Consider the following 20776-nt stretch of genomic DNA (forward strand, 5'->3'; position numbering starts at 1 on the left):
GGCCACCAATTTCGAGTAAGCACTCGAAATTGTGATAGCGTCCGGAACAGCCGGGCGGACTGGTCCCGGACTCCACCACGATGAAGTGAGGGACACATGCATCCGTTCACACGACGGCAGCTGCTCGCGGCCGGACTCGGCACCGCGGCACTCGGCGGCCTCACCGCCTGCTCCACGCCCGGCACCGTCTCGGTCAACGCCGGCGCGGCGATCCCGGCGGCGACCGGGCCGATCCGCCTCCAGTACTGGGCCTGGCTCAAGGACCTGCAGAAGGTCTGCGACGTCTGGAACGCCTCGCACCCCGAGGTCCAGGTCGACGCGGTCTGGATCCCCGGCGGCAACGCGGGCGGCTACCAGAAGCTCTACTCGGCCCTCGCGGCCGGCGGCGGCCCCGACCTCGGCCAGGTCGAGATGCGCTCGCTCCCCGAGTTCCTGCTCGTCAACGGCCTCGTCGACCTGAACCGCTACGGAGCGAAGGACTACGCCGACCTCTACGACCCCACCCTCTGGGGTCAGGTCAGCTACACCGGCGGCGTCTACGGGATCCCGCAGGACAGCGGCCCGATGGCGCTGTTCTACCAGCCGGAGATCTTCGACAGCGTCGGCGCCGAGACGCCCACCACCTGGGACGACTGGGCCGCGGTCGCGACCGAGCTGCGCGGCGTCGACTCCTACATCGACTGCTTCCCGCTCGCCGACGCCTCCGTCTTCGCCGCCTTCGCGACGCAGGCCGGCGCGCAGTGGCTGAAGGCGGAGGAGGACGGCTGGGTCATCGACATGACCGACGAGGCGACGACGAAGGTCGCGTCCTTCTTCGACTCCGCGATCGACCAGGACCTGGTCGAGGTCGGCTACGGCGCCTACTCCCCCGCCTGGTTCGCGGCCGCCGCGAACGGCGGCATCGCCTCCTGCACCACCGCGAGCTGGGGGGACGCGCTGATCGAGGGCGTCAGCGGGGGCGCCGGCAAGTGGCGCGCGGCGCCGATGCCGGTCTGGGAGGGCACGGGCTACGGCTCGAGCTTCCTCGGCGGCTCGACGGCCGCCGTCTTCGCGAACAGCAAGCACCCCAAGGAGGCGCTCGAGTTCGCCGTCTGGATGACCACCTCGCAGGAGGGCATCGACGCGATGATCGCGAACAGCGGCATCGGCTGGTCGCCGGCGGTCGGCGAGATCGGCTCGGTCCGGAAGGGCCCGAGCGAGTTCTTCAGCGGGCAGAACTACAACGAGGACGTCTTCGTCCCCGCCGCGACGGAGCAGAACCCGGACTGGTCCTGGTGGCCGGTCACCCAGCAGTCGTTCAACATCCTCAGCGACGGCTTCCGCAAGAAGGCGTCCGGGCTCTCGCTCGTCGACGCCGTCGCGCAGGCGGAGCAGCAGATCATCACGGTCTTCCAGAACAAGGGCCTCAGCATCAGGAAGGCCTCCGCATGACCACCACGACCTCCCCCGCCGCCGCCGCGGTCGCCGCCACCAGCCGCACGCCCGGCGCCTCGAAGCGGAGCCGCTCGGTCACCCGCGCCCCGTGGATCCTGCTCGCGCCGTTCCTGGCGCTGTTCGTCCTCACCTTCATCATCCCGATCGTCGTGGCCATCGGCTCGAGCTTCACGAAGGTGACCCGCTCGGGCCTCTTCGGCGAGGCGGGCGTGACCAGCGGCTTCGCCGGCTTCGACAACTACGCCCAGGCCCTCGCCGACGGCAACTTCATCGCCTCGATCGGCCGGATGTTCCTCTTCGGCATCGTGCAGGTGCCGATCATGATCGCGCTCTGCACGGTGCTCGCGCTGATGCTCGAGTCCGCCTCGGCGCGCTTCCCCGGCTTCTTCCGCGCCGCGTACTTCCTGCCCTACGGCGTGCCGGGCGTCATCGCCACGATCCTGTGGTCCTTCCTCTACGTGCCCGGGCTCAGCCCGATCATCGACGCGGCGAACGTGGTGGGCCTGGACCCCGACTTCCTCGGCGCGAACTCCGTGCTCTGGTCGATCGCGAACATTTCGCTGTGGAGCTACACCGGCTACAACATGCTGATCATCGTCGCTCAGCTGAAGTCGATCCCGGTCGAGCTCTACGAGGCCGCGAAGGTCGACGGAGCCTCCACCTGGCGGGTCGCGCGCAGCATCCAGCTGCCGCTGATCCGCCCGGCCCTCGTGCTCACGACGATCTTCTCGATCATCGGCACGCTCCAGCTCTTCGCCGAGGCGCAGGTGCTCAAGACGGTCGCGCCCGCGATCGACAGCCAGTACACGCCGAACCTCAGCGCGTACACCACCGCCTTCGCCTACAACGACTACAACGTCGCCGCCGCGCAGGCCGTGCTGATCGCGCTGGTCGCGTTCGCCCTCTCCTTCACGTTCCTCTCGATCTCGAACAGGAAGTCCTCATGAGCACGACGGAGCGCGCCACCGCCGATGCGCCCACGACCACCGGCATCGTCACCGCCGAGCGCCCGGCGAAGGCCGGCCGCGGCCCCGACCGCTCGGCCGGGCGCAACCGCGCCTCGACGATCATCGTCACCGCGATCCTCGTCGTCGTCGCGATCTACTTCCTGATCCCGGTCTACTGGGTCGTCGTCGCCGCGACGAAGACCACCGGCGACCTCTTCGCCACCTACGGCTTCTGGTTCGCGCCGACCTTCGCGCTCTGGGACAACCTGGGCCAGGTGCTGACCTACGACGGCGGCATCTTCGTCCGCTGGTTCCTCAACTCCGTGCTCTACGCCGGGGTCGGCGCACTGCTCGCGACCTACCTCGCGGCCGCGGGCGGCTACGCGCTGGCGAAGTACGAGTTCAAGGGCAGCAAGCTGGTCTTCGGCACGATCCTGGCGGGCGTCCTCGTCCCCGGGACCGCCACCGCGCTCCCCCTGTTCCTGCTCTTCAGCCAGATGGGCATCGCGAACACCTACTGGAGCGTGCTGATCCCCTCGCTGGTCTCGCCGTTCGGCCTGTTCCTCTGCCGGATCTACGCGCAGGCGACGGTCGACACCGCGATCATCGAGGCCGCCAGGATCGACGGCGCGAGCGAGCTGCGGATCTTCCACACCCTCGGGCTGCGGATCCTCACGCCGGCGCTGGTCACCGTGTTCCTCTTCCAGCTGGTCGGGATCTGGAACAACTACTTCCTGCCGCTCGTGATGCTCTCGGACACCGAGCTCTTCCCGATCACCCTCGGCCTGAACAACTGGCTCAGCCAGGTGGACCGGCTGCCCGAGTTCTACGAGCTCACGACCGGCGGCGTCCTGCTGTCGATCATCCCGCTCGCCATCGCCATGATCGTGCTGCAGCGCTTCTGGCGCGGCGGCCTGACCGAAGGATCCGTCAAGTGACCCTCGCCCCGACGTCCTCGCACTACCTCACCGACACCGGACCGGGCTCCGGCCGGCGCCGCGCCGCCCGCTCGTGGCTGCACTCGGACGCGCCGACGCTCTCGCTCGACGGGGACTGGCGCTTCCGCCTGCTTCCCGCCGCGCCGGGCACGCCGGGTGGCACCGACGCACTGCCCGAGGGCGAGGGGGTGGACGACGTCGGGGCCGAGTCCTTCGACGACTCCGGCTGGGACGTGCTGCCGGTCCCGTCGCACTGGGTCCTCCAGGGCGACGGGCGCTACGGACTCCCCGCCTACACGAACGTGCAGTTCCCCTTCCCGACCGAGCCGCCGTTCGTCCCCGACGAGAACCCGACCGGCGACCACCGCCGCAGCTTCGAGCTGCCGGAGTCGTTCGCCGGCGCCGAGGCGGTCGTGCTCCGCTTCGACGGGGTCGAGTCGCGCTACCGCGTCTGGGTCAACGGCGTCGAGATCGGCGTCGGCTCCGGCAGCCGGCTCGCGCAGGAGTTCGACGTCACCGAGGCGGTGCGGCCCGGTGAGAACCTCGTCGTCGTCCGCGTGCACCAGTGGTCGGCCGCCAGCTACGTCGAGGACCAGGACCAGTGGTGGCTGCCGGGGATCTTCCGCTCGGTGCAGCTGATCGCCCGCCCGGTCGGCGGCATTGAGGACGTCTTCGTGCGCGCCTCCTTCGCCGCCGGCGCGGGCCGGATCGAGACCGAGCTGACGGCGGGCGACGCGGCCTTCCCGGTCACCCTCCGCGTCCCCGAGCTCGGCATCGAGACGGTCTGGGCGAGCGCCGGCGAGGTCGCTCCGATCGAGGTCCCGGCCGTCGAGCCGTGGTCCGCGGAGGCGCCCCGCCTCTACGACGCCGAGGTCGCCTCCTCGGGCGAGACGGTCTCGCTCCGCCTCGGCTTCCGCACCATCGAGATCCGCGGCGACCGTTTCCTCGTCAACGGCGAGCGCGTCGTCTTCCACGGCGTCAACCGCCACGAGACCCACCCGGACCGCGGGCGCGCCTTCGACGAGGAGTTCGCCCGCGCGGACCTCGCGATGATGAAGCGGTTCAACGTCAACGCGATCCGCACCAGCCACTACCCGCCGCACCCGCGCCTCCTCGACCTGGCCGACGAGCTGGGCTTCTGGGTGATCCTCGAGTGCGACCTCGAGACCCACGGCTTCGAGCGCTACGGCTGGAAGGGCAACCCCAGCGACGACCCGGCCTGGCGCGAGGCGTACCTCGACCGGATCGAGCGCACCGTCGAGCGCGACAAGAACCACCCGAGCATCGTGATCTGGTCGCTCGGCAACGAGGCCGGCACCGGCGCGAACCTCGCCGCGATGTCGGCGTGGGTGCACGGCCGCGACCCCGAGCGCCCCGTGCACTACGAGGGCGACTACACCGGCGCCTACACCGACGTGTACTCGCGGATGTACTCGTCGATCCCCGAGACCGAGCAGATCGGCCGCGACGACTCGCGCACGCCGCTCCTCGGCTGCACCGCCGGCGAGTCGGCGCGCCAGCGCTCGAAGCCGTTCCTGCTCTGCGAGTACGTGCACGCGATGGGCAACGGCCCCGGAGCGATCGACCAGTACGAGGACCTCGTCGACCGCTACCCGCGGCTGCACGGCGGCTTCGTCTGGGAGTGGCGCGACCACGGTCTGCGCGCCCGCACGCCCGAGGGAGTGGAGTACTACGCCTACGGCGGCGACTTCGGCGAGGTGGTGCACGACGGCAACTTCGTGATGGACGGCATGGTCCTCTCCGACGGCACGCCGAGCCCGGGGCTGTTCGAGTGGAAGCAGATCGTCGCGCCGGTGCGCGTCACGGTCGAGGCGGACGCCGTGCTGGTGGAGAACCGCCGGCACGACGCGTCGACCGCCGACCTGCGCTTCGCCTGGCGGGTCGAGCTCGACGGCCGCGTCACCGCGGAGGGCGTGCTCGATGCTCCGGCGATCGCGGCGGGCGACTCCGCACGCCTCGCGCTGCCGTCCTTCGACGTGCCGGCCGGCGGCGAGGCGTGGCTGAGCGTCGACGCGGTCCTCGCGTCGAGCACCGTGTGGGCGGAGGAGGGGCACGTGATCTCCACCGGTCAGCGCCGCCTCTCCGCGCTCGCACCGATGCCCACCTGGGCGCGCTCGCCGCGGAGCGGCGCCTCCGTCGAGGGCGCTCTGGGGCTCGCGATCTTCAGGAACGGGCGGCTCACTTCGCTGGCCGGGCTGGCGGTCGCCGGCCCGCGCGCCGAGCTCTGGCGCGCGCCGACCGACAACGACGAGGGCGACGGCTTCCCCGCGTACACGGTCGGGGATCCGCGGGCCGGGAACGGCAACGGGGTGCCCGCTCCGTCGTCCGCCGCGGTCTGGCGCGAGGCGGGCCTGGACCGGCTCGTCGGCCGGGTGGAGTCGGTCGGCACCTCGTCGGGCGTCCGCCGGCGGACCCGCTGGTCGGCCGCCGACCTCGACGCGGCGCTCCTGGTCGAGGAGCAGTGGAGCCTCGACGGCGACGCGGTCGTCCTGCGGGTCGACCTGGTGCCGACCCGCGGCTGGGGCTCGGTCTGGCCGCGGCTGGGCATCCGGTTCGACCTCCCGGCATCGGTGGACGGCGCGGAGTGGTTCGGCACCGGTCCGCGGGAGTCGTACCCGGACAGTCTCCGTGCCGCCCGGGTCGGCCGCTTTTCGGCCGGCATCGACGAGCTGAAGACGGAGTACGCGCGTCCGCAGGAGAACGGGCACCGCAGCTCCGTCCGCGAGCTGATCCTCCGAGAGGGCGGGAGCGACCGCCTCCGCATCGAGGCGGCCCCCGACCTGCACGACCGGCTGCCCGGCTTCACGCTCGCGCGCCACACCGCGCACGAGCTGACGGCCGCCGGGCACCCGCACGAGCTGCCCGCCTCGACCCGCTCGGTGCTCACGATCGACGCCGCCCAGCACGGCCTCGGCTCGCGCGCCTGCGGCCCGGACGTCTGGCCCGACTTCCAGCTGCGCCCCGAGGCGCGCACCATCCTGCTGCGCTTCACCGCGGCCAGCTGATCGAGCGCGCAGCGGGCGCCCCATGCTGATCGAGTAGCGCGCGCAGCGGGCGTATCGAGATCCCCCACCGAACGACACCGGGTCTCGATACGCCCTCCGGGCTACTCGACCAGCAAGAAGGACGGCTGCGCCGCGCTCCCCCGCCATGCTGACGGCTGCGCCGCGCACACCCCTGCATGCTGATCGAGTAGCCCGCGCAGCGGGCGTATCGAGATCCCCCACCGTCAGCACCCGGGTCTGCAGACCAGCCGTGCTGACGACGACGGGTCTCGATACGCCCCTGCGGGGCTACTCGACCACCATGGGCCCCCTGCGGGGCTGCTCGACCAGGACGGGGGTGCGCATCCCCCGACGCCCTCTTCCGGACATGTCCGCTAGCGGCGCTTGCGGCACGCGGGCCCGACTCCGGACACTGGATCCTGCCTGGTCGGCGCAGAACGACCACTCGGGGCGACCCGAACCCTCCCCGAGTGGTCGGGACCCTTCCCGGCGCCTGGGCCGCGGAGCGCGGATCGGACCTGCGCCGCTGGACCTCGGCCGGTCCGTCCGGGGCCGCTCGGCCTCCCTCCGCCGACCAGGCTGCTCCCAGCTCGGAGAGCGTGGGCGCGGCGCCGCGATCAGGCTGTCGTCGCGCACCGGGATCCCGCGGTCGTCACCGGGCGCCCCGGTGCAACGGAGGCGCGGCTCACTGCTCCGTCGGGTGCGGGAGCGGCCCGCCGATGAGCAGGTCGTCGTTCTCGCGGCGGCGGCGCAGGACGACGGCGGTGACGAGTCCGGCGATCAGCAGTGCGACGAGCACGCCGGCGCCGATGGTGAGGCCGACCCCGGCCGAGAGCCCGCCGGTGCTGGCGGCCGCCGGCGGCACGGTGCCGGCCTTCGCGGTCGTGATGGCGATGCCGCAGACCTGCGCGGCGTCGGGCGCCGTCGCGGTGGAGCCCTCCTCCGGGTAGGCGACGGTGACGGCGGCGGTGCGCTTGCTGACCGAGCCGACTGCGACGAGGCAGTAGACCTCCGCCGTGGGCTCCGCGACGATCGCGTCGCCGAGGTCGAGGTCGGACCAGCCGAGCGCGTCGACGCGGACCGAGAGGTCGCCGGCCGCGAGGTCGGCCTTGACGCCGGCCGTCGTGAAGGCGCCGACCGTGACGCTCTCGACCGGGCCGAAGCCCCACACCGCTCCGCGCGGCGTCGCCGCCTCGGAGCTGGAGGCCTCGCGCGGCTCGACGAGGATGCCGGGAGCGGAGGAGGCGATCAGAGCGAAGGTCGTGGTCGCGGAGGAGCCGCGGTCGCCGGAGACGGTGATCGTGTAGGTGCCGATGGAGAGGAGCGCGGCGGTCGGCACGGTGGCCGATCCGGTGCTGGTCGTCTCGCCGTCCTGGCGGTTCTCGATCGTCAGCGGAGTCTCGGTGCCGGCCGGCGCCTTGAGCGTCGCGGTGGCGTTCTCCTCGCGCTGGAAGCCGGCGTAGGCGATGCCCACCCCGTAGAAGCGGGCGAGGTCGACGGTGAGCGCGCCGGGGTCGACGCCGGCGTCGCGGGTGAGGAACACCGAGACGGCGGGGGCGCCGGCGGTCTCGGTCCCGGGGACGGGAGCCGCCGCGGGGTCGGCCGCGGAGGTCGAGAGCAGGGTCCGTCCGGGCGCGGAGGCACGGGGCGGCGTCGCTCCGGCCTCGGTCGTCGTGGTGCCGCCGGCACTGCCGCTGCCGCCGCCGGTCGAGCCGGAGTTGGAGCCGCCGGTGCTGCCGCCGCCTGTCGAGCCGCCGCCCGTGGAACCGCCACCGGTGGAACCGCCCCCGGTGGAGCCGCCTCCGGTCGAACCGCCCCCGGTGGAGCCGCCTCCGGTCGAGCCGCCACCCGTGGAGCCGCCGCCGGTGGAGCCGCCACCCGTGCTGCCGCCGCCAGTGCTGCCGCCACCCGTTGAGCCGCCGCCGGTGCCGGGCGACGAGTTGCCGCCGCCCGTTGCAGGGGTCTCGTTGCCGCCGGTGCCCGGGCTGCCTGCCCCGGTGCCCGGAACAGGGACGGGTTCGCTCGACGGGTCCTCATCGGGGATCCCCTCGACAGGAGGGGCTGTCGTCTCTTCGGGCGCGGGGTCCGGGACCGGCTCGGTGGTCGGCTCACCGCCGCCAGCACCCGGGTCCGGCGACGGCGACTGCTCTTCCGGAGGCGTCGTCTCCTGAGACGCGCCCGGCACAGTGTCAACGGGCCCCTCCGGAGCCGTGCCGACACTCGTCGCCGGGTCGGGGAGGTTCTCCGCCTGGGCCGAGGCGGGCAGCGCGAGGCCGGCGAGGAGCAGGGCGAGCGCGAGCGCGGAGGCCGTGGAGCGGCGACGCTGCTGCAGCAGACGCTGTCGAGACATGGATGTTCCTCCCCGCGAGACGCCGAACGCACCCCGAACGTGGGGAGCGAGCCTCCCCGTGAAGAGACTATGCGCGAACCGCGAGCACTCGCAGGTACTCCGGTCCCCCATCCGAGGGCCCTTCTACAACATTCGCATCACGGCCGAAGCGCGCGAAGGCGCCGCGGTCAGGCGCGCTCGAGCAGCGCCCGGCGCAGTCGTGCCGGATCCACGCGCCAGTAGGTGTGCACGCGTCCGTCGATGAGGACGACCGGGATCTCCTCGACGAACCGCTCGTGCAGCTCGGCGTCGTCGAGGATCGAGGCCTCGGCGAGCGAGACGGTCGGGGCGCCGGGCTCGCCCTCGAGACCGGCCAGGACCCCCTGAACCACCGTGCGCGCGTCGTCGCAGAGGTGGCAGCCGGGCTTGCCCACGAGAGTCAGCGCCACGTCCATCCGACCAGTTTAGCCGGGGCCACCGCGGACGACGCGGAGCGGACAGCACCCCGAAACGCAGACGAGCGCCCGACCCCAGAGGGGCGGACGCTCGAAGGGGAAGAGGCGCGAGCCTACTTCTTGTTGCGACGCTGGTGACGAGTCTTGCGAAGCAGCTTGCGGTGCTTCTTCTTCGCCATACGCTTGCGACGCTTCTTGATGACAGAACCCACGAAGACCTCACAACGTTCAGGGGGCCGACCGCCCGACGGACGGCCGCTTACGAAAAACTGGCTCCCGCGAGCTTACACGACGCGGCCCCCGGCGAGAATCCGCGTCTCACGCCCCGTCCGGACGAGCCGCGCGGCCGCCTCACTTGCGGATGCGCAGCGCCTCCGCCACCTTCGTCGCTCCCTCGCTCACGCCGCGCTGGATGTCCTGCACCACGGCGCTGACCTGGTGGGTCCGCTCGGCGAGCGCCCGGCCGAGCGACTCGGCCCGCGCGGCAGCCGCCGCGTCGAGCCCGGCGCCGCTGTCGCCCTCGTCGGCCGCGCCGAACGGCAGCAGCCAGTCCTCGACGGCGACGAGCGGTGCGTACTGCAGTGCGTAGATGCGGTGCTGCCCGCTCTCGCGGACGGTGACGAGCCCCGCCTCGCGCAGCACCTTGAGGTGCTTGGAGACCGTCGGCTGGCTGAGCTCGAGCTTCGCGACGATGCGCGAGACGCTCATGCCGCCGGCGCCCCCGGCTCCCTCGACCCGCTGCTCCAGCAGGAGGGAGAGGATGTCGCGGCGGGTGCCGTCCGCGATCACCGCGAAGATGTCAGCCATGCCCCCAGGGTAGCCAGCGGCCTCCGCGCGGGGCAGGGTGTCGCCCGTGCGTATGCCGCGCGGCGCATGGCGTCCCGCCGACCCGGTCGCCGGCCGTCGTGCGGGTAGCATGGCCGCGATCGAGTGGAGGATCCGCCGTGGTGGTTCGGCAGCAGTTCCGCAGCCCCGTGGGCGTCTCACCGGCCTCGCCGTGGTCGAGCTTCGCCCGGGCCCGCGACCTCGTCGACGACTTCGCCGGCCGCTCGCCGTCGCGCTTCGCGATCATGATCTTCTCGGCGCTGATCCTGGTCTTCACCCTGCTCTTCTCGCTGCCGGTGTCGAGCACGACCGGCACCGTCACTCCCCTGCACGACGCCTTCTTCACCGCGATGTCGGTCATCTGCGTCACCGGCCTCGCCACGGTCGACATGGCCACGCACTGGTCGGCGTTCGGCCACTCGATCGTCTTCATCGGCGTCAACATCGGCGCCCTCGGCGTGCTGACGCTGGCCTCGATCATGGGCCTGGCCATCTCGCGCCGGCTCGGCCTGCGCGCGAAGCTGATGGCCGCGAGCGACTCGAACCCGCTCCGCATCCACTCCGGCCCCGTCGCCGAGGGTCAGGCCGTGCGGCTCGGCGAGATCGGCGGGCTGCTCGCGACGGTCGCGATCAGCGCGGCCGTGATCGAGATCGTGGTCGCCCTGCTCCTCTTCCCGCGGATGCTGATCGACGGGATCCCGATCGGCGAGGCGATCTGGCACTCCTTCTACTACTCCGCGATGGCGTTCACGAACACCGGCTTCGCCCCGAACGCCGCGGGCCTGACGCCGTTCGAGGACGACTACTGGTTCCTCGGGATCCTGATGATCGGCGTCTTCCTCGGGTCGATCGGCTTCCCCGTGATCTACGCCTTCTCCCGCGGCTGGCGGCGCCCGCGCAAGTGGTCGGTGCACGTCAAGCTCACGCTGGTCACCTCGCTGATCCTGCTCGTCGCGGGGGCCGTGCTCTACATCGTGCTCGAGTTCGACAATCCGACGACCTTCGGCACCCTCGACGCCGGCGACACCGTCTTCCAGTCCTTCTTCCTGTCGACGATGACGCGCTCGGGCGGCTTCTCGACCATCTCGATCCCGGACCTCAACGGCTCCAGCCTGCTCGTCACCGACATGCTGATGTTCATCGGCGGCGGCTCGGCCTCGACGGCGGGCGGCATCAAGGTCACGACGCTGGCGATCCTCTTCCTCGCGGCGTTCGCCGAGGCGCGCGGCAACAACGACATGGAGGCGTTCGGCCGCCGGATCCCGAACGACGTGCTGCGCCTCGCGGTCTCGGTCGTGCTCTGGGGAGCCACCACCGTCGCCGTCTCGTCGGTCCTGATCCTGCACATCACCAAGGCGCCGCTCGACCACGTCCTCTTCGACGTGATCTCGGCGTTCGCGACCTCCGGCCTGTCGACCGGGCTCACCGCCGAGCTGCCGACCTCCGGCGTCTACGTCCTGGCGCTGACGATGTTCATGGGCCGCGTTGGTACCGTGACTCTCGCTGCCGCGCTCGCTGCGAGCCAGCGCAGGCAGTTGTTCAGACGACCGGAAGAGAGGCCCATCGTTGGTTGACCGCATCAGGTACGACGCCCCGGTGCTGGTGATCGGCCTCGGTCGCTTCGGTGCCGCCACGGCCGGCCAGCTCGACCGCCTCGACCGCGAGGTGCTCGCGATCGACGCCGACGCCGGCCTCGTGCAGAAGTGGTCCGAGCGGGTCACGCACGCGGTCCAGGCCGACGCCCGCTCGCTCGACGCCCTCGCCCAGATCGGCGCGCAGGACTTCCAGGTCGCCGTCGTCGCCGTCGGCTCCTCGATCGAGGCGTCGGCGCTGATCACCGCGAACCTCGTCGACCTCAAGATCCCGCAGATCTGGGCCAAGGCGATCTCGCGCTCGCACGGCAAGATCCTCGAGCGGATCGGCGCGAACCACGTGATCTACCCCGAGGCCGAGGCGGGCGAGCGCGTCGCGCACCTGGTCTCGGGCCGGATGCTCGACTTCATCGAGTTCGACGACGACTTCGTGCTGGCCAAGATGTACCCGCCCAAGCCGATCCGCGGCCTGACCCTCACCGAGTCGGGTGTGCGCCGCAAGCACCGCGTCACCGTCGTCGGCGTGAAGAGCCCCGGCAAGCCGTTCACCTACGCGACCGAGCAGACCGTCGTCTCCAACCACGACCTCATCGTCGTCAGCGGCACCCCCACCGACATCGAGCGCTTCGCGGCCCTCGGCTCCTGACCCGCTCGACCCCCTTCGCGAGATGCCACTTATGAGCTCCCGACACGGCGTGTCGGGCTCATAAGTGGCATCTCGCGGGGAGAGGGCGGGCGTCAGGAGGCGGCGAGCTCTCGGGCGCGGGCCAGGGCCGCGTCGGTGGCGCGGGTGAAGAGGGCGGCGAGGTCCGCCTCCTGCAGCACGGCGATCGCGCGCTCGGTCGTGCCGTTCGGGCTGGTGACCCGGCGGCGCAGCTCGGCGGGCTCCTCGCCGGAGTGCACGAGCAGCTCGGCGGCGCCGCGGAAGGTGCCGGTCACCATGGTCGCCGCCTGCTCGGGCGTGAAGCCCTTCGCGAGTGCCGCGGCGGTCAGCTCCTCGACCAGGAGGAAGACGTAGGCCGGCCCGGATCCCGAGATCGTCGACAGCGCGTCGAGCTGCGACTCCGGCACCTCCACCACCTCGCCGACGGTCTCGAACAGCCGGCGCACCAGCGCCAGGTCGTCCGCGCTCGAGCGGGTGCCGGCGCTGAGGCCGGTGACCGCGCGGCCCACGACGGCCGGGGTGTTCGGCATCGAGCGGAGCACGGCGACCGAGGCGGGCAGGTGCGCCTCGAACGTCGCGACGGTCACTCCCGCCGCGACGCTGACCACGACGGTCCCGGGGGCGAGCGCGTCGGCGATCTCGTCGAGCAGCGCGGGCACCAGGTGCGGCTTCACGGCCACCAGCACGACGGCGGCGCCCTCGACCGCGCGCCGGTTCGCCTCCGGGTCCTCGGCGGTCGCGAACGCGGTCACCACCGGGTGGCCGCTCCAGCGCGCCGCCTTCTCCGCGTCGCGGTTGGTCACGCGGACGCCGCCCTGCACCTCCACGCCGGGAGCGAGCAGACCGCTGAGGATCGCGCCTCCCATCGAGCCGAGTCCGAGGACGGCGATGGACGGGAGCTGCACGGGTGCGTCGGTCATCCGCCCATCGTACGAAGGCGCCTCCGCCGAAAGGGCGGGCCACTCCGGAGCGGGAGGCCGCCGCCCGGCGCCCGCCTCCTAGGATGGGCCGACCACCCCCGAGCACCAGGCACCCCGACGAGTCACCCCGAGGAGACCACGTGAGCGCATCCGGAGGCGGTTCCGCCATCATCGCGGCGCTGGCCGCGAACCTCGGCATCGCCCTGACCAAGCTCGTCGCCTGGTTCTTCTCCGGCTCGGCCTCGATGCTCGCCGAGGGCGTGCACTCGCTCGCCGACTCCGGCAACCAGCTGCTGCTCCTGCTCGGCGGCCGCAAGTCGCGCAAGGCCGCCGACGAGGAGCACCCGTTCGGCTACGGCCGCGAGCGCTACGTCTACGCCTTCGTCGTCGCGATCATCCTCTTCTCCGTCGGCGGTGTCTTCTCGATCTACGAGGGCGTCGAGAAGATCGCCGAGCCGCACGAGCTCGAGAACGCCTGGCTGCCGATCCTGGTCCTCCTCGTCTCGATCTGCCTCGAGGGCTACTCGCTGCGCACCGGGGTGAAGGAGTCGAACAAGGTCCGCGGGCAGCAGTCCTGGCTGCAGTTCATCCGCCGGGCGAAGGCGCCGGAGCTGCCCGTCGTGCTGCTCGAGGACGTGGCCGCGCTCACCGGTCTCGTCTTCGCCCTGCTCGGCGTCGGCCTCTCGGTGATCACCGGGAACACGGTCTTCGACGCGATCGGCACGATCATGATCGGCACGCTGCTGGTCGTCGTCGCGATCGTCCTCGGGGTCGAGACCAAGAGCCTGCTGGTCGGCGAGGGCGCGACCCCGGCCGACGCCGCGGCGATCCGCACGGCCATCGAGGCGGGCGCGGACGTCGAGCGGATCATCCACATGAAGACCCTCTACCTCGGCCCTGACGAGATCCTCGTCGCCGCCAAGCTCGCCTTCCCCGCCGCCGAGACCGTGACCGAGCTGGCCGCGGGCATCGACGCGACGGAGAAGCGCATCCGCGACGCGGTTCCGGCCGCCCGCGTCATCTATCTCGAGCCCGACGTCGACCGCGGAGCGACGCCCCCCGCGCAGGAACCGACCGCCTCCACGGGGAGCGCCGGCTGATGCGCCGCGTCCTAGCCATCGTCAACGAGCGCGGCGCCGGGCTCGGCGCCCTCGAGCCGATGCTGCGCGACCGGGGCTTCAACGTGGACGCGGTCGCGGGCACCGACCTCGACTCCGTCGACATCCTCGCGCCCGACCTCGTCGTCACCCTCGGCTCGAGCGCCGGCGTCTACGAGACCGCCCGGCACCCCTTCATCTCGCCCGAGATCGCCCTGCTGCAGGACCGGCTGCACCACCGCCGCCCGACCCTCGGCGTCTGCTTCGGCGCGCAGCTGATCGCCGCCGCGCTCGGCGAGGAGGTCCGGCCCGGCCCGACCCGCGAGGTCGGCTTCCGCGGCATCGTGGCGACGGAGGCGGGACTGGACTCGCCGCTGCGGCACCTCGCCGACGTCCCGGTGATGCAGTGGCACAGCGACACCTTCGACCTGCCCGCGGGCACGACGCTGCTCGCCTCCTCCCCCGCCTACGCCGTCGAGGCCTTCGCGATCGACAACTGGCTGCTCGGCGTGCAGTTCCACCCCGAGCTCACCGCCGACCTGGCCGCGCGCTGGCTCGAGGGCGACGCCGACTACGCGGCCGGAGCCGGCTACGGGCACGAGCAGCTCGACGACGACGTGCGCGAGGGCCGGTTCGAGCGGATGCGGGCGGCGACCGAGGCCGCGCTCGGCGAGTGGGTCGGCGCGCAGGGCTGACCCGGGCCCGCGATTCTCAGCGCTTCGCCGCGAAGAAGTCGAGCAGCAGCCGCGCACCCTCGTCGGCGCGCAGCCCCGGGTACACCTCGACCACGTGGTGCAGGCGGCGGTCGCGGAGCAGGTCGTGCACCGAGCCGGCCGCGCCCGCCTTCTCGTCCCACGCCCCGAAGACGACGCGGTCGAGCCGGGAGGCGAGGATCGCCCCCGCGCACATCGCGCACGGCTCGAGCGTCACCACGAGGGTGCAGCCCGCGAGCTGCCAGTCGCCGCGAGCGGCGGCCGCCTCGCGCAGCGCGACGACCTCCGCGTGCGCCGTCGGATCCGTGCGGAGCTCGCGCTCGTTGCGCCCGCGTCCGATCACCGCGCCGTCGGGATCGACGACCACCGCGCCGACCGGGACGTCGCCCCACTCGGCGGCCCGGCGCGCCTCGTCGAGCGCGAGCCGCATCCAGGCGTCGGCCTCGGGAGGGAGGGGGAGGTCGCTCTCGCGCATCGCGCCCCCTCCGGCCGGCTCCGGCCGACTCCGACCGGCAAGTAGATTGAGCTTATGCGCGTCCATGTAGCCGACCACCCGCTGATCACGCACAAGCTCACCGTGCTGCGCGACAAGCGCACCCCCTCCCCCACCTTCCGGCAGCTCGCCGAGGAGCTGATGACCCTGCTCGCCTACGAGGCGACCCGGGGCGTCCGCACCCGCACCGTCACCATCGAGACGCCGGTCACCACGACCACCGGTCTCGCGCTGAGCGACCCGCAGCCGCTGGTCGTCCCGATCCTGCGCGCGGGCCTCGGGATGCTCGAGGGCATGGTCAAGCTGATCCCGACCGCCGAGGTCGGCTTCCTCGGCATGGCGCGGAACGAGGAGACCCTCGAGCCGACCACCTACGCCGAGCGCCTCCCCGACGACCTGTCCAACCGCCAGTGCTTCGTGCTCGACCCGATGCTCGCCACCGGCGGCTCGCTGATCGCGGCCATCCAGTTCCTCTTCGACCGCGGCGCCGAGGACGTCACCGCCGTCTGCCTGCTCGCCGCCCCCGAGGGCCTCGCGGCCGTGGAGAAGGCCTTCGTCGGCAAGGACGTGACCATCGTCCTCGGCTCGCTCGACGAGAAGCTCAACGAGCTCGGCTACATCGTCCCCGGCCTCGGCGACGCGGGCGACCGTCTGTACGGGCTCGCCGGTTGAGCCGTTCCGGGCGCCCTCCGCGGCGCCCGGAGCGCGCCAGTGTGCGCGGATCTGTTGACGGGGTCCGCCACCATCCGCTTTACTTTCGACCATGACTGACAACGCGCACGCCCTGACCTCCCTTGAGGCCATCGGGGATGCCGGCATGATGACGGCCGACGGCCTCGTCCTGCGCTGTCGAATGTGCGCCTGAGGATCCACCCTCGCCGGTTCTCCGCACAGCCTCCGCCCCGATCGCACTGATCGAGCCGATCCTCTGATCGGCCGGGCGCCGCAGGCGCGGTGAACCCCTGGATGCCCCGCATCCGCCCCTGCCGGCCCGCACCTCGTGTACCGGCTCTCGCGCGCACACCCGGATCCGCTCCCCGGACACTCGTCCCGGATCCGACCAGCCCAAGGATTCGTCATGTCCCTCCTCCACGCCCGTCCCGTCTCCGCTCCCACCGAGGCCCCGCGCCTCCAGGCCGCCCCCGAGCCCGCGCCCACCGCTCCCCGGCTCCGCGCCGTGCCGCAGGGCACCGAGGCCCGCGGCTTCGCCCTCTACGTCGGCATCGACGAGGCCAAGGCCCGCGCCGCCGGCATCGACCTCGGCCGCCTGGTCGAGGAGCTCAAGCGCGTCACCGCCGAGTTCGCTCCGGACGCCGAGACCTACGCGTCCGTCGCCCTCGCTCCGCAGGGTGCCGGCGGACGCGACGTCGACGTCGTCCGCCTCGCCCTCCAGGACCCGGCCGCCGTCGCCCGCCGCCGCTCCGAGACCGAGCCCGACCTCGACCGCGCGCCCGGCGGCGTCGTCATCGACATCTCGCGCAAGCGCGTCATCCTCGACGACGAGACCACCGCCCTCACCTACAAGGAGTTCGAGCTGCTGCAGTACCTCGTCCTCCGCGAGGGCCGCACCATCGAGCGCGCCGAGCTGATCTCCTCCCTCTGGGGAGCCGCCGACGACGACGCCCCCAACGAGCGCACCATCGACGTCCACGTCCGCCGCCTCCGCGCCAAGCTCGGCCGCTACGAGGACATCGTCCGCACCGTCCGCGGCGTCGGCTACCGCTTCGACCGCCACGCGGACGTCGCCATCCGCTACGCGTCGACCCCCAGCCCCGACCTGTTTTGAATTGCTGCGCGAGCGCGAGCGCTCGCTCCGCCGCGGTCGGCTCCGCGGGTGGTCGCGTTCCATAGAGCGTCCTGCGTACGGCTCGTGAGAAACGCTGGCACGCGTTTCTCACCGAACGCCTCGCAGAGGGCGGCTTGTCGTTCGGCCCGAGTCGGACGAGGGGGCGGCGGCACCGCATGCTGGTCGAGTAGCCGCGGGACGCGGCGTATCGAGACCCACCCACGTTCTGAAGGGTGGATCTCCCACGAAAGATCACCTTGCACGCAGGGGGAAGCCATGCTGATCGAGTAGCCCGCGCAGCGGGCGTATCGAGATCCACCAGCGTCAGAAGTCGAGTCTGCAGACCCGCCCTGCTGAGGACGGCGGGTCTCGATACGCCCCTGCGGGGCTACTCGACCACCATGAAGGGCCGCCGCCGCGTCCTTTGCGTCGCCACCGAGACGCGAAGCGGCCTGGCCGCTCGATACGCCCGCGGAGCGGGCTACTCGATCAGCATGCAGCCGCGGTGGGCCAGCAGGGGGCGGCGCTCCGCGCGCCCGGGAGCACCGCGTTCAGCCCGCCGAGGTGGCGGATTCATGGTGGTCGAGTAGCCGCGCGACGCGGCGTATCGAGACCCGGTCCGGTGCTGCGGCGGCGTCGGGACGGCGGCGCGAAGGGGTCACAGGGAAACGTCAGGAAATCGGTCCTTGCGGCGTTACCGATCCGTTATATAGTTCAAGTGCGTCGACCGTTTGCTGTGGCGGGAAGCGCGAGAAGTGATTGCAGGACACTCTTGGTGCAAGGGAATGAAGGCCGGCCGCTCGCCTCAGCGGCCGGCCTTCTGTCGTTCCCGGCCTGATCACCGCCTCCGTGCGACGCCCTCCGCCCCGCTCCGCGCCCCTCGCGCCGGACGGGCGTCGAGACGCCGTATCCTGAACGGAACACAAGGAGGATGCGTGAGCTCGAGACGTGCGGTCGCCGCGTGGGAGTCGCTGTTCCGAGCGCAGGTGCACGTGATGCGGGCGCTGAGCACCGACTTCCCGTCGAAGGAGATCTCGCTCAACGAGTACGACGTCCTCTTCAACCTCACGCTGCAGCCCGGCCGCCGGGCCCGCCTCCGCGACCTCAACAAGCACGTCCTGCTGACGCAGCCGAGCGTCAGCCGGCTGATCGACCGCCTGGTCGCCCGCGGCTGCGTGACCAAGAGCGAGGACCCGACCGACGCCCGCGGCACGGTCATCCAGATCACGGACGAGGGCTACGCGCTCTTCCGGCGCGTGGCGATGACGCACATGCAGACGATCTCGGACCACGTCGGAGCGGCGCTCGACGACGACGAGCTCGACCAGCTGACCGCGCTCTGCGACAAGCTGCGCGACCGGGTCGCCTCCGCCTGACGACCCCCGCCCGCCGCTAGCACGCACCGCCGCCGCGCGGCCAGCACTTCGCGCGGGCGCCGCACTCGCGGATCATGGAGGCACCATGAGCAGCTCCTCCCCCACCCTCGTCTGGCTCCGCGACGACCTGCGTCTCGCCGACAATCCGGCTCTGCGGGCCGCGATCGACCGGGGCGGCCCCGTCGCCGTCTGCTACGTGCTCGACGAGGAGTCCGACGGCATCCGCCCGCTCGGCGGCGCGGCCCGCTGGTGGCTGCACGGCAGCCTGCTCGCCCTCGCGGGCGATCTCGAGGAGGCCGGGGCGTCCCTGATCCTCCGCCGCGGACCGGCCGAGGCCGTCGTCCTGCAGCTCGCCGAGGAGCTCGGAGCGGGCGCGGTGCACTGGAACCGCCGCTACGGGAAGGCCGAGCGGACGGTCGACGCCGCGATCAAGGAGGCGCTCCGCGACCGCGACGTCGAGGCCGAGAGCCACCAGGGCTCGCTGCTCTTCGAGCCGTGGACCGTGCAGACCGGCGGAGGCGGCCCGTACTCCGTCTACACGCCGTTCGCCCGCGCCTGCCGCAACCGCGACACCCCGCGCGCACCCCTTCCGCGACCGCGCGAGATCGACGGCGTCGGGACGACCGCGGCCTCCGACGACCTCGACGACTGGCAGCTGCTGCCGACCAGCCCCGACTGGGCCGGTGGCCTCCGCGAGCGCTGGGTGCCGGGTGAGAAGGCGGCGGCGAAGCGGCTGCGCGCGTTCCTCGCGGAGCAGCTCGACGACTACGCCGACGACCGGGACCTGCCGGCGCAGGACGCGACCTCGAACCTGTCGCCGCACCTGCGCTGGGGCGAGATCAGCCCGTTCCAGGTCTGGCACGCGCTCGAGGAGGCGCACGCGAAGGGGCAGCACCGCGGCGAGGGCAGCGACCGCTTCCTCGCCGAGGTGCTCTGGCGCGAGTTCTGCTACCACCTGCTCTTCCACTGGCCCGACCTCGCGACCGCGAACTTCGACTCGCGCTTCGACTCCTTCCCCTGGGGCCACCCGGGCGAGGACAGGATCGACGCCTGGCACCAGGGCCGCACCGGCTTCCCGCTGGTCGACGCGGGGATGCGCGAGCTCTGGAAGACCGGCTACATGCACAACCGGGTCCGAATGGTCACCGCCTCGTTCCTGATCAAGAACCTGCTGGTCGACTGGCGGGTGGGCGAGGACTGGTTCTGGGACACGCTCGTGGACGCCGATCCGGCGAGCAACGCCGCGAACTGGCAGTGGGTCGCGGGGTCCGGCGCCGACGCGTCGCCGTTCTTCCGCGTCTTCAACCCGGTGACGCAGTCGAAGAAGTTCGACCCCGAGGGCGGCTATCTGCGCGAGTACGTCCCGGAGCTCGCCGAGCTCGACCGCACCGTGATCCACGAGCCGTGGACGCTCGGCGACACGCTGACGCCGGAGGCGGACGGCTACCCCGCGCCGATCCTCGACCTCAAGGAGACCCGGGTGCACGCCCTGGACGCGTTCGCCGTCATCAAGAGCGCGAAGCGGGACATCTCGCGCCGCGACTCCGACGACTGAGCGCTCGGATCGCTGCGCCCCGGCCCTAGATGTACATCGCGGGGTCGATCCAGAAGGCCGGATCCGCGAGCGCGCCCTCGGCGCGGCCCAGCGCGCGCAGATCGCGGGCGGGGATCCCGACCAGCACGGCGCCGTCCGGGGCGTCCTTCACGACGACCGCGTTCGCGCCGACGCTCACGTCCGAGCCGAGCACGATCGGACCGAGGATCACGGCCCCCGCGCCGACGACCACGCGGTCGCCGAGCGTCGGGTGGCGCCGCTCGCGCTTCGCCGACTTCCCGCCCAGGGTGACGGAGTGGTACAGCATGCAGTCGTCGCCGATCCGCGCGGTCTCGCCGATCACGACGCCCATGCCGTGGTCGATGAAGAGCCGGCGGCCGATCGTCGCGCCGGGGTGGATCTCCACTCCGGTCGCCGCGCGGGCCGCCTGCGCGAGCAGCCGGGCCGGCAGGCGCGCGCCGCGTCGCCACCAGCGGTGCGCGAGGCGGTGCACCCAGACCGCGTGCAGCCCGGGGTAGGCGAGCACCACCTCCGCCGCGCTGCGCGCCGCCGGGTCGCGCAGGCGCGCCGCCGCGACGTCCTCGCGCAGGCGTGCGAGGGCGGTCGGCTGTCCGGCCACGCCGCGA

The 20776-nt window shown here is 72.3% G+C and carries 19 protein-coding genes; 12 read left to right on the top strand and 7 right to left on the bottom strand.

Annotation, left to right across the window (positions count from 1 at the left end):
- Positions 1–96: 96 nt before the first annotated feature.
- The 4 genes from HQQ86_RS10510 to HQQ86_RS10525 are packed head-to-tail and all read left to right on the top strand — an operon-like array spanning position 97 to position 6345.
- Positions 97–1431: an extracellular solute-binding protein gene (locus HQQ86_RS10510; RefSeq protein ID WP_173288034.1), complete on the top strand. Its 1335-nt coding sequence runs from the start codon at positions 97–99 to the stop codon at positions 1429–1431.
- Positions 1428–2381 (top strand): carbohydrate ABC transporter permease, encoded by a 954-nt coding sequence (locus tag HQQ86_RS10515; RefSeq protein ID WP_173288035.1) that lies wholly within the window; start codon positions 1428–1430, stop codon positions 2379–2381. The genes HQQ86_RS10510 and HQQ86_RS10515 overlap by 4 nt, the downstream gene beginning before the upstream one ends.
- Positions 2378–3319, top strand: a complete 942-nt coding sequence (locus tag HQQ86_RS10520) for a carbohydrate ABC transporter permease (protein WP_123705362.1) — start codon at positions 2378–2380, stop codon at positions 3317–3319. The genes HQQ86_RS10515 and HQQ86_RS10520 overlap by 4 nt, the downstream gene beginning before the upstream one ends.
- Positions 3316–6345 (top strand): glycoside hydrolase family 2 TIM barrel-domain containing protein, encoded by a 3030-nt coding sequence (locus HQQ86_RS10525; RefSeq protein ID WP_173288036.1) that lies wholly within the window; start codon positions 3316–3318, stop codon positions 6343–6345. The genes HQQ86_RS10520 and HQQ86_RS10525 overlap by 4 nt, the downstream gene beginning before the upstream one ends.
- A 685-nt stretch (positions 6346–7030) precedes the next feature.
- Here the strand turns inward: HQQ86_RS10525 and HQQ86_RS10530 are convergent.
- The 4 genes from HQQ86_RS10530 to HQQ86_RS10545 form a co-directional block, all read right to left on the bottom strand.
- Entirely contained in the window at positions 7031–8695 is a 1665-nt protein-coding gene (locus HQQ86_RS10530) for a hypothetical protein (RefSeq protein ID WP_173287563.1), read from the bottom strand.
- A 167-nt stretch (positions 8696–8862) separates the two neighbouring features.
- Positions 8863–9129 carry a glutaredoxin family protein gene (locus HQQ86_RS10535; protein ID WP_173288037.1) on the bottom strand — a complete coding sequence of 89 codons (267 nt, stop codon included), beginning with the start codon at positions 9127–9129 and terminating at the stop codon, positions 8863–8865.
- 113 nt (positions 9130–9242) lie between these two features.
- Positions 9243–9341, bottom strand: coding sequence for an AURKAIP1/COX24 domain-containing protein (locus HQQ86_RS10540; protein ID WP_003792170.1), 99 nt, complete (start codon positions 9339–9341; stop codon positions 9243–9245).
- Positions 9342–9480: 139 nt separating this feature from the next.
- Positions 9481–9936, bottom strand: a complete 456-nt coding sequence (locus HQQ86_RS10545; protein WP_173288038.1) for a helix-turn-helix transcriptional regulator — start codon at positions 9934–9936, stop codon at positions 9481–9483.
- Between the two features lie 260 nt (positions 9937–10196).
- Between HQQ86_RS10545 and HQQ86_RS10550 the strand changes: the two genes are divergently transcribed.
- The gene (locus HQQ86_RS10550; RefSeq protein ID WP_367948655.1) at positions 10197–11528 is read left to right on the top strand and encodes a TrkH family potassium uptake protein; all 1332 of its coding nucleotides are present in this window, start codon (positions 10197–10199) and stop codon (positions 11526–11528) included.
- Positions 11521–12192 carry a TrkA family potassium uptake protein gene (locus tag HQQ86_RS10555; RefSeq protein ID WP_173288039.1) on the top strand — a complete coding sequence of 224 codons (672 nt, stop codon included), beginning with the start codon at positions 11521–11523 and terminating at the stop codon, positions 12190–12192. The genes HQQ86_RS10550 and HQQ86_RS10555 overlap by 8 nt, the downstream gene beginning before the upstream one ends.
- A gap of 92 nt (positions 12193–12284) precedes the next feature.
- Here HQQ86_RS10555 and proC read toward each other — a convergent pair whose 3' ends face one another.
- The gene (proC, locus tag HQQ86_RS10560; protein WP_173288040.1) at positions 12285–13130 is read right to left on the bottom strand and encodes a pyrroline-5-carboxylate reductase; all 846 of its coding nucleotides are present in this window, start codon (positions 13128–13130) and stop codon (positions 12285–12287) included.
- A 140-nt stretch (positions 13131–13270) separates the two neighbouring features.
- Here proC and HQQ86_RS10565 point away from each other — a divergent pair, with 140 nt between their 5' ends.
- Entirely contained in the window at positions 13271–14230 is a 960-nt protein-coding gene (locus HQQ86_RS10565) for a cation diffusion facilitator family transporter (protein WP_173288041.1), read from the top strand.
- Positions 14230–14922, top strand: a complete 693-nt coding sequence (locus HQQ86_RS10570; protein ID WP_173288042.1) for a gamma-glutamyl-gamma-aminobutyrate hydrolase family protein — start codon at positions 14230–14232, stop codon at positions 14920–14922. Before HQQ86_RS10565 ends, HQQ86_RS10570 begins: the two co-directional genes overlap by 1 nt.
- 16 nt (positions 14923–14938) lie before the next feature.
- Here the strand turns inward: HQQ86_RS10570 and tadA are convergent, their stop codons facing one another.
- On the bottom strand, positions 14939–15415 hold the full coding sequence (gene tadA / locus HQQ86_RS10575; protein ID WP_254071987.1) for a tRNA adenosine(34) deaminase TadA: 477 nt from the start codon (positions 15413–15415) through the stop codon (positions 14939–14941).
- 54 nt (positions 15416–15469) lie between these two features.
- Between tadA and upp the strand changes: the two genes are divergently transcribed.
- The 4 genes from upp (at position 15470) to HQQ86_RS10595 (ending at position 20150) form a co-directional block, all read left to right on the top strand.
- Positions 15470–16105, top strand: a complete 636-nt coding sequence (upp, locus tag HQQ86_RS10580) for a uracil phosphoribosyltransferase (protein ID WP_123446624.1) — start codon at positions 15470–15472, stop codon at positions 16103–16105.
- 406 nt (positions 16106–16511) lie between these two features.
- Positions 16512–17219 carry a winged helix-turn-helix domain-containing protein gene (locus tag HQQ86_RS10585; RefSeq protein WP_173288043.1) on the top strand — a complete coding sequence of 236 codons (708 nt, stop codon included), beginning with the start codon at positions 16512–16514 and terminating at the stop codon, positions 17217–17219.
- A 995-nt stretch (positions 17220–18214) separates the two neighbouring features.
- Entirely contained in the window at positions 18215–18595 is a 381-nt protein-coding gene (locus HQQ86_RS21265) for a MarR family winged helix-turn-helix transcriptional regulator (RefSeq protein WP_254072064.1), read from the top strand.
- Between the two features lie 85 nt (positions 18596–18680).
- Positions 18681–20150, top strand: coding sequence for a deoxyribodipyrimidine photo-lyase (locus HQQ86_RS10595; RefSeq protein ID WP_173288045.1), 1470 nt, complete (start codon positions 18681–18683; stop codon positions 20148–20150).
- Positions 20151–20175: 25 nt separating this feature from the next.
- Here HQQ86_RS10595 and epsC read toward each other — a convergent pair whose 3' ends face one another.
- Positions 20176–20769, bottom strand: coding sequence for a serine O-acetyltransferase EpsC (epsC, locus tag HQQ86_RS10600; protein WP_173288046.1), 594 nt, complete (start codon positions 20767–20769; stop codon positions 20176–20178).
- Positions 20770–20776 lie beyond the last annotated feature (7 nt).

Origin of the sequence: Rathayibacter sp. VKM Ac-2857 (genome assembly GCF_013205025.1) — a bacterium.
Lineage (GTDB): Bacteria > Actinomycetota > Actinomycetes > Actinomycetales > Microbacteriaceae > Rathayibacter.

Excerpts from the sequence above, each read along its gene's own strand:
- HQQ86_RS21265 (WP_254072064.1), top strand. The coding sequence starts at position 18,215 with ATGCGGGCGCTGAGCACCGACTTCCCGTCGAAGGAGATCTCGCTCAAC.
- HQQ86_RS10510 (WP_173288034.1), top strand. The coding sequence starts at position 97 with ATGCATCCGTTCACACGACGGCAGCTGCTCGCGGCCGGACTCGGCACC.
- upp (WP_123446624.1), top strand. The coding sequence starts at position 15,470 with ATGCGCGTCCATGTAGCCGACCACCCGCTGATCACGCACAAGCTCACC.
- HQQ86_RS10535 (WP_173288037.1), bottom strand. The coding sequence starts at position 9,129 with ATGGACGTGGCGCTGACTCTCGTGGGCAAGCCCGGCTGCCACCTCTGC.
- HQQ86_RS10570 (WP_173288042.1), top strand. The coding sequence starts at position 14,230 with ATGCGCCGCGTCCTAGCCATCGTCAACGAGCGCGGCGCCGGGCTCGGC.
- HQQ86_RS10585 (WP_173288043.1), top strand. The coding sequence starts at position 16,512 with ATGTCCCTCCTCCACGCCCGTCCCGTCTCCGCTCCCACCGAGGCCCCG.
- proC (WP_173288040.1), bottom strand. The coding sequence starts at position 13,130 with ATGACCGACGCACCCGTGCAGCTCCCGTCCATCGCCGTCCTCGGACTC.
- HQQ86_RS10520 (WP_123705362.1), top strand. The coding sequence starts at position 2,378 with ATGAGCACGACGGAGCGCGCCACCGCCGATGCGCCCACGACCACCGGC.
- HQQ86_RS10515 (WP_173288035.1), top strand. The coding sequence starts at position 1,428 with ATGACCACCACGACCTCCCCCGCCGCCGCCGCGGTCGCCGCCACCAGC.
- HQQ86_RS10545 (WP_173288038.1), bottom strand. The coding sequence starts at position 9,936 with ATGGCTGACATCTTCGCGGTGATCGCGGACGGCACCCGCCGCGACATC.
- tadA (WP_254071987.1), bottom strand. The coding sequence starts at position 15,415 with ATGCGCGAGAGCGACCTCCCCCTCCCTCCCGAGGCCGACGCCTGGATG.
- HQQ86_RS10595 (WP_173288045.1), top strand. The coding sequence starts at position 18,681 with ATGAGCAGCTCCTCCCCCACCCTCGTCTGGCTCCGCGACGACCTGCGT.
- HQQ86_RS10530 (WP_173287563.1), bottom strand. The coding sequence starts at position 8,695 with ATGTCTCGACAGCGTCTGCTGCAGCAGCGTCGCCGCTCCACGGCCTCC.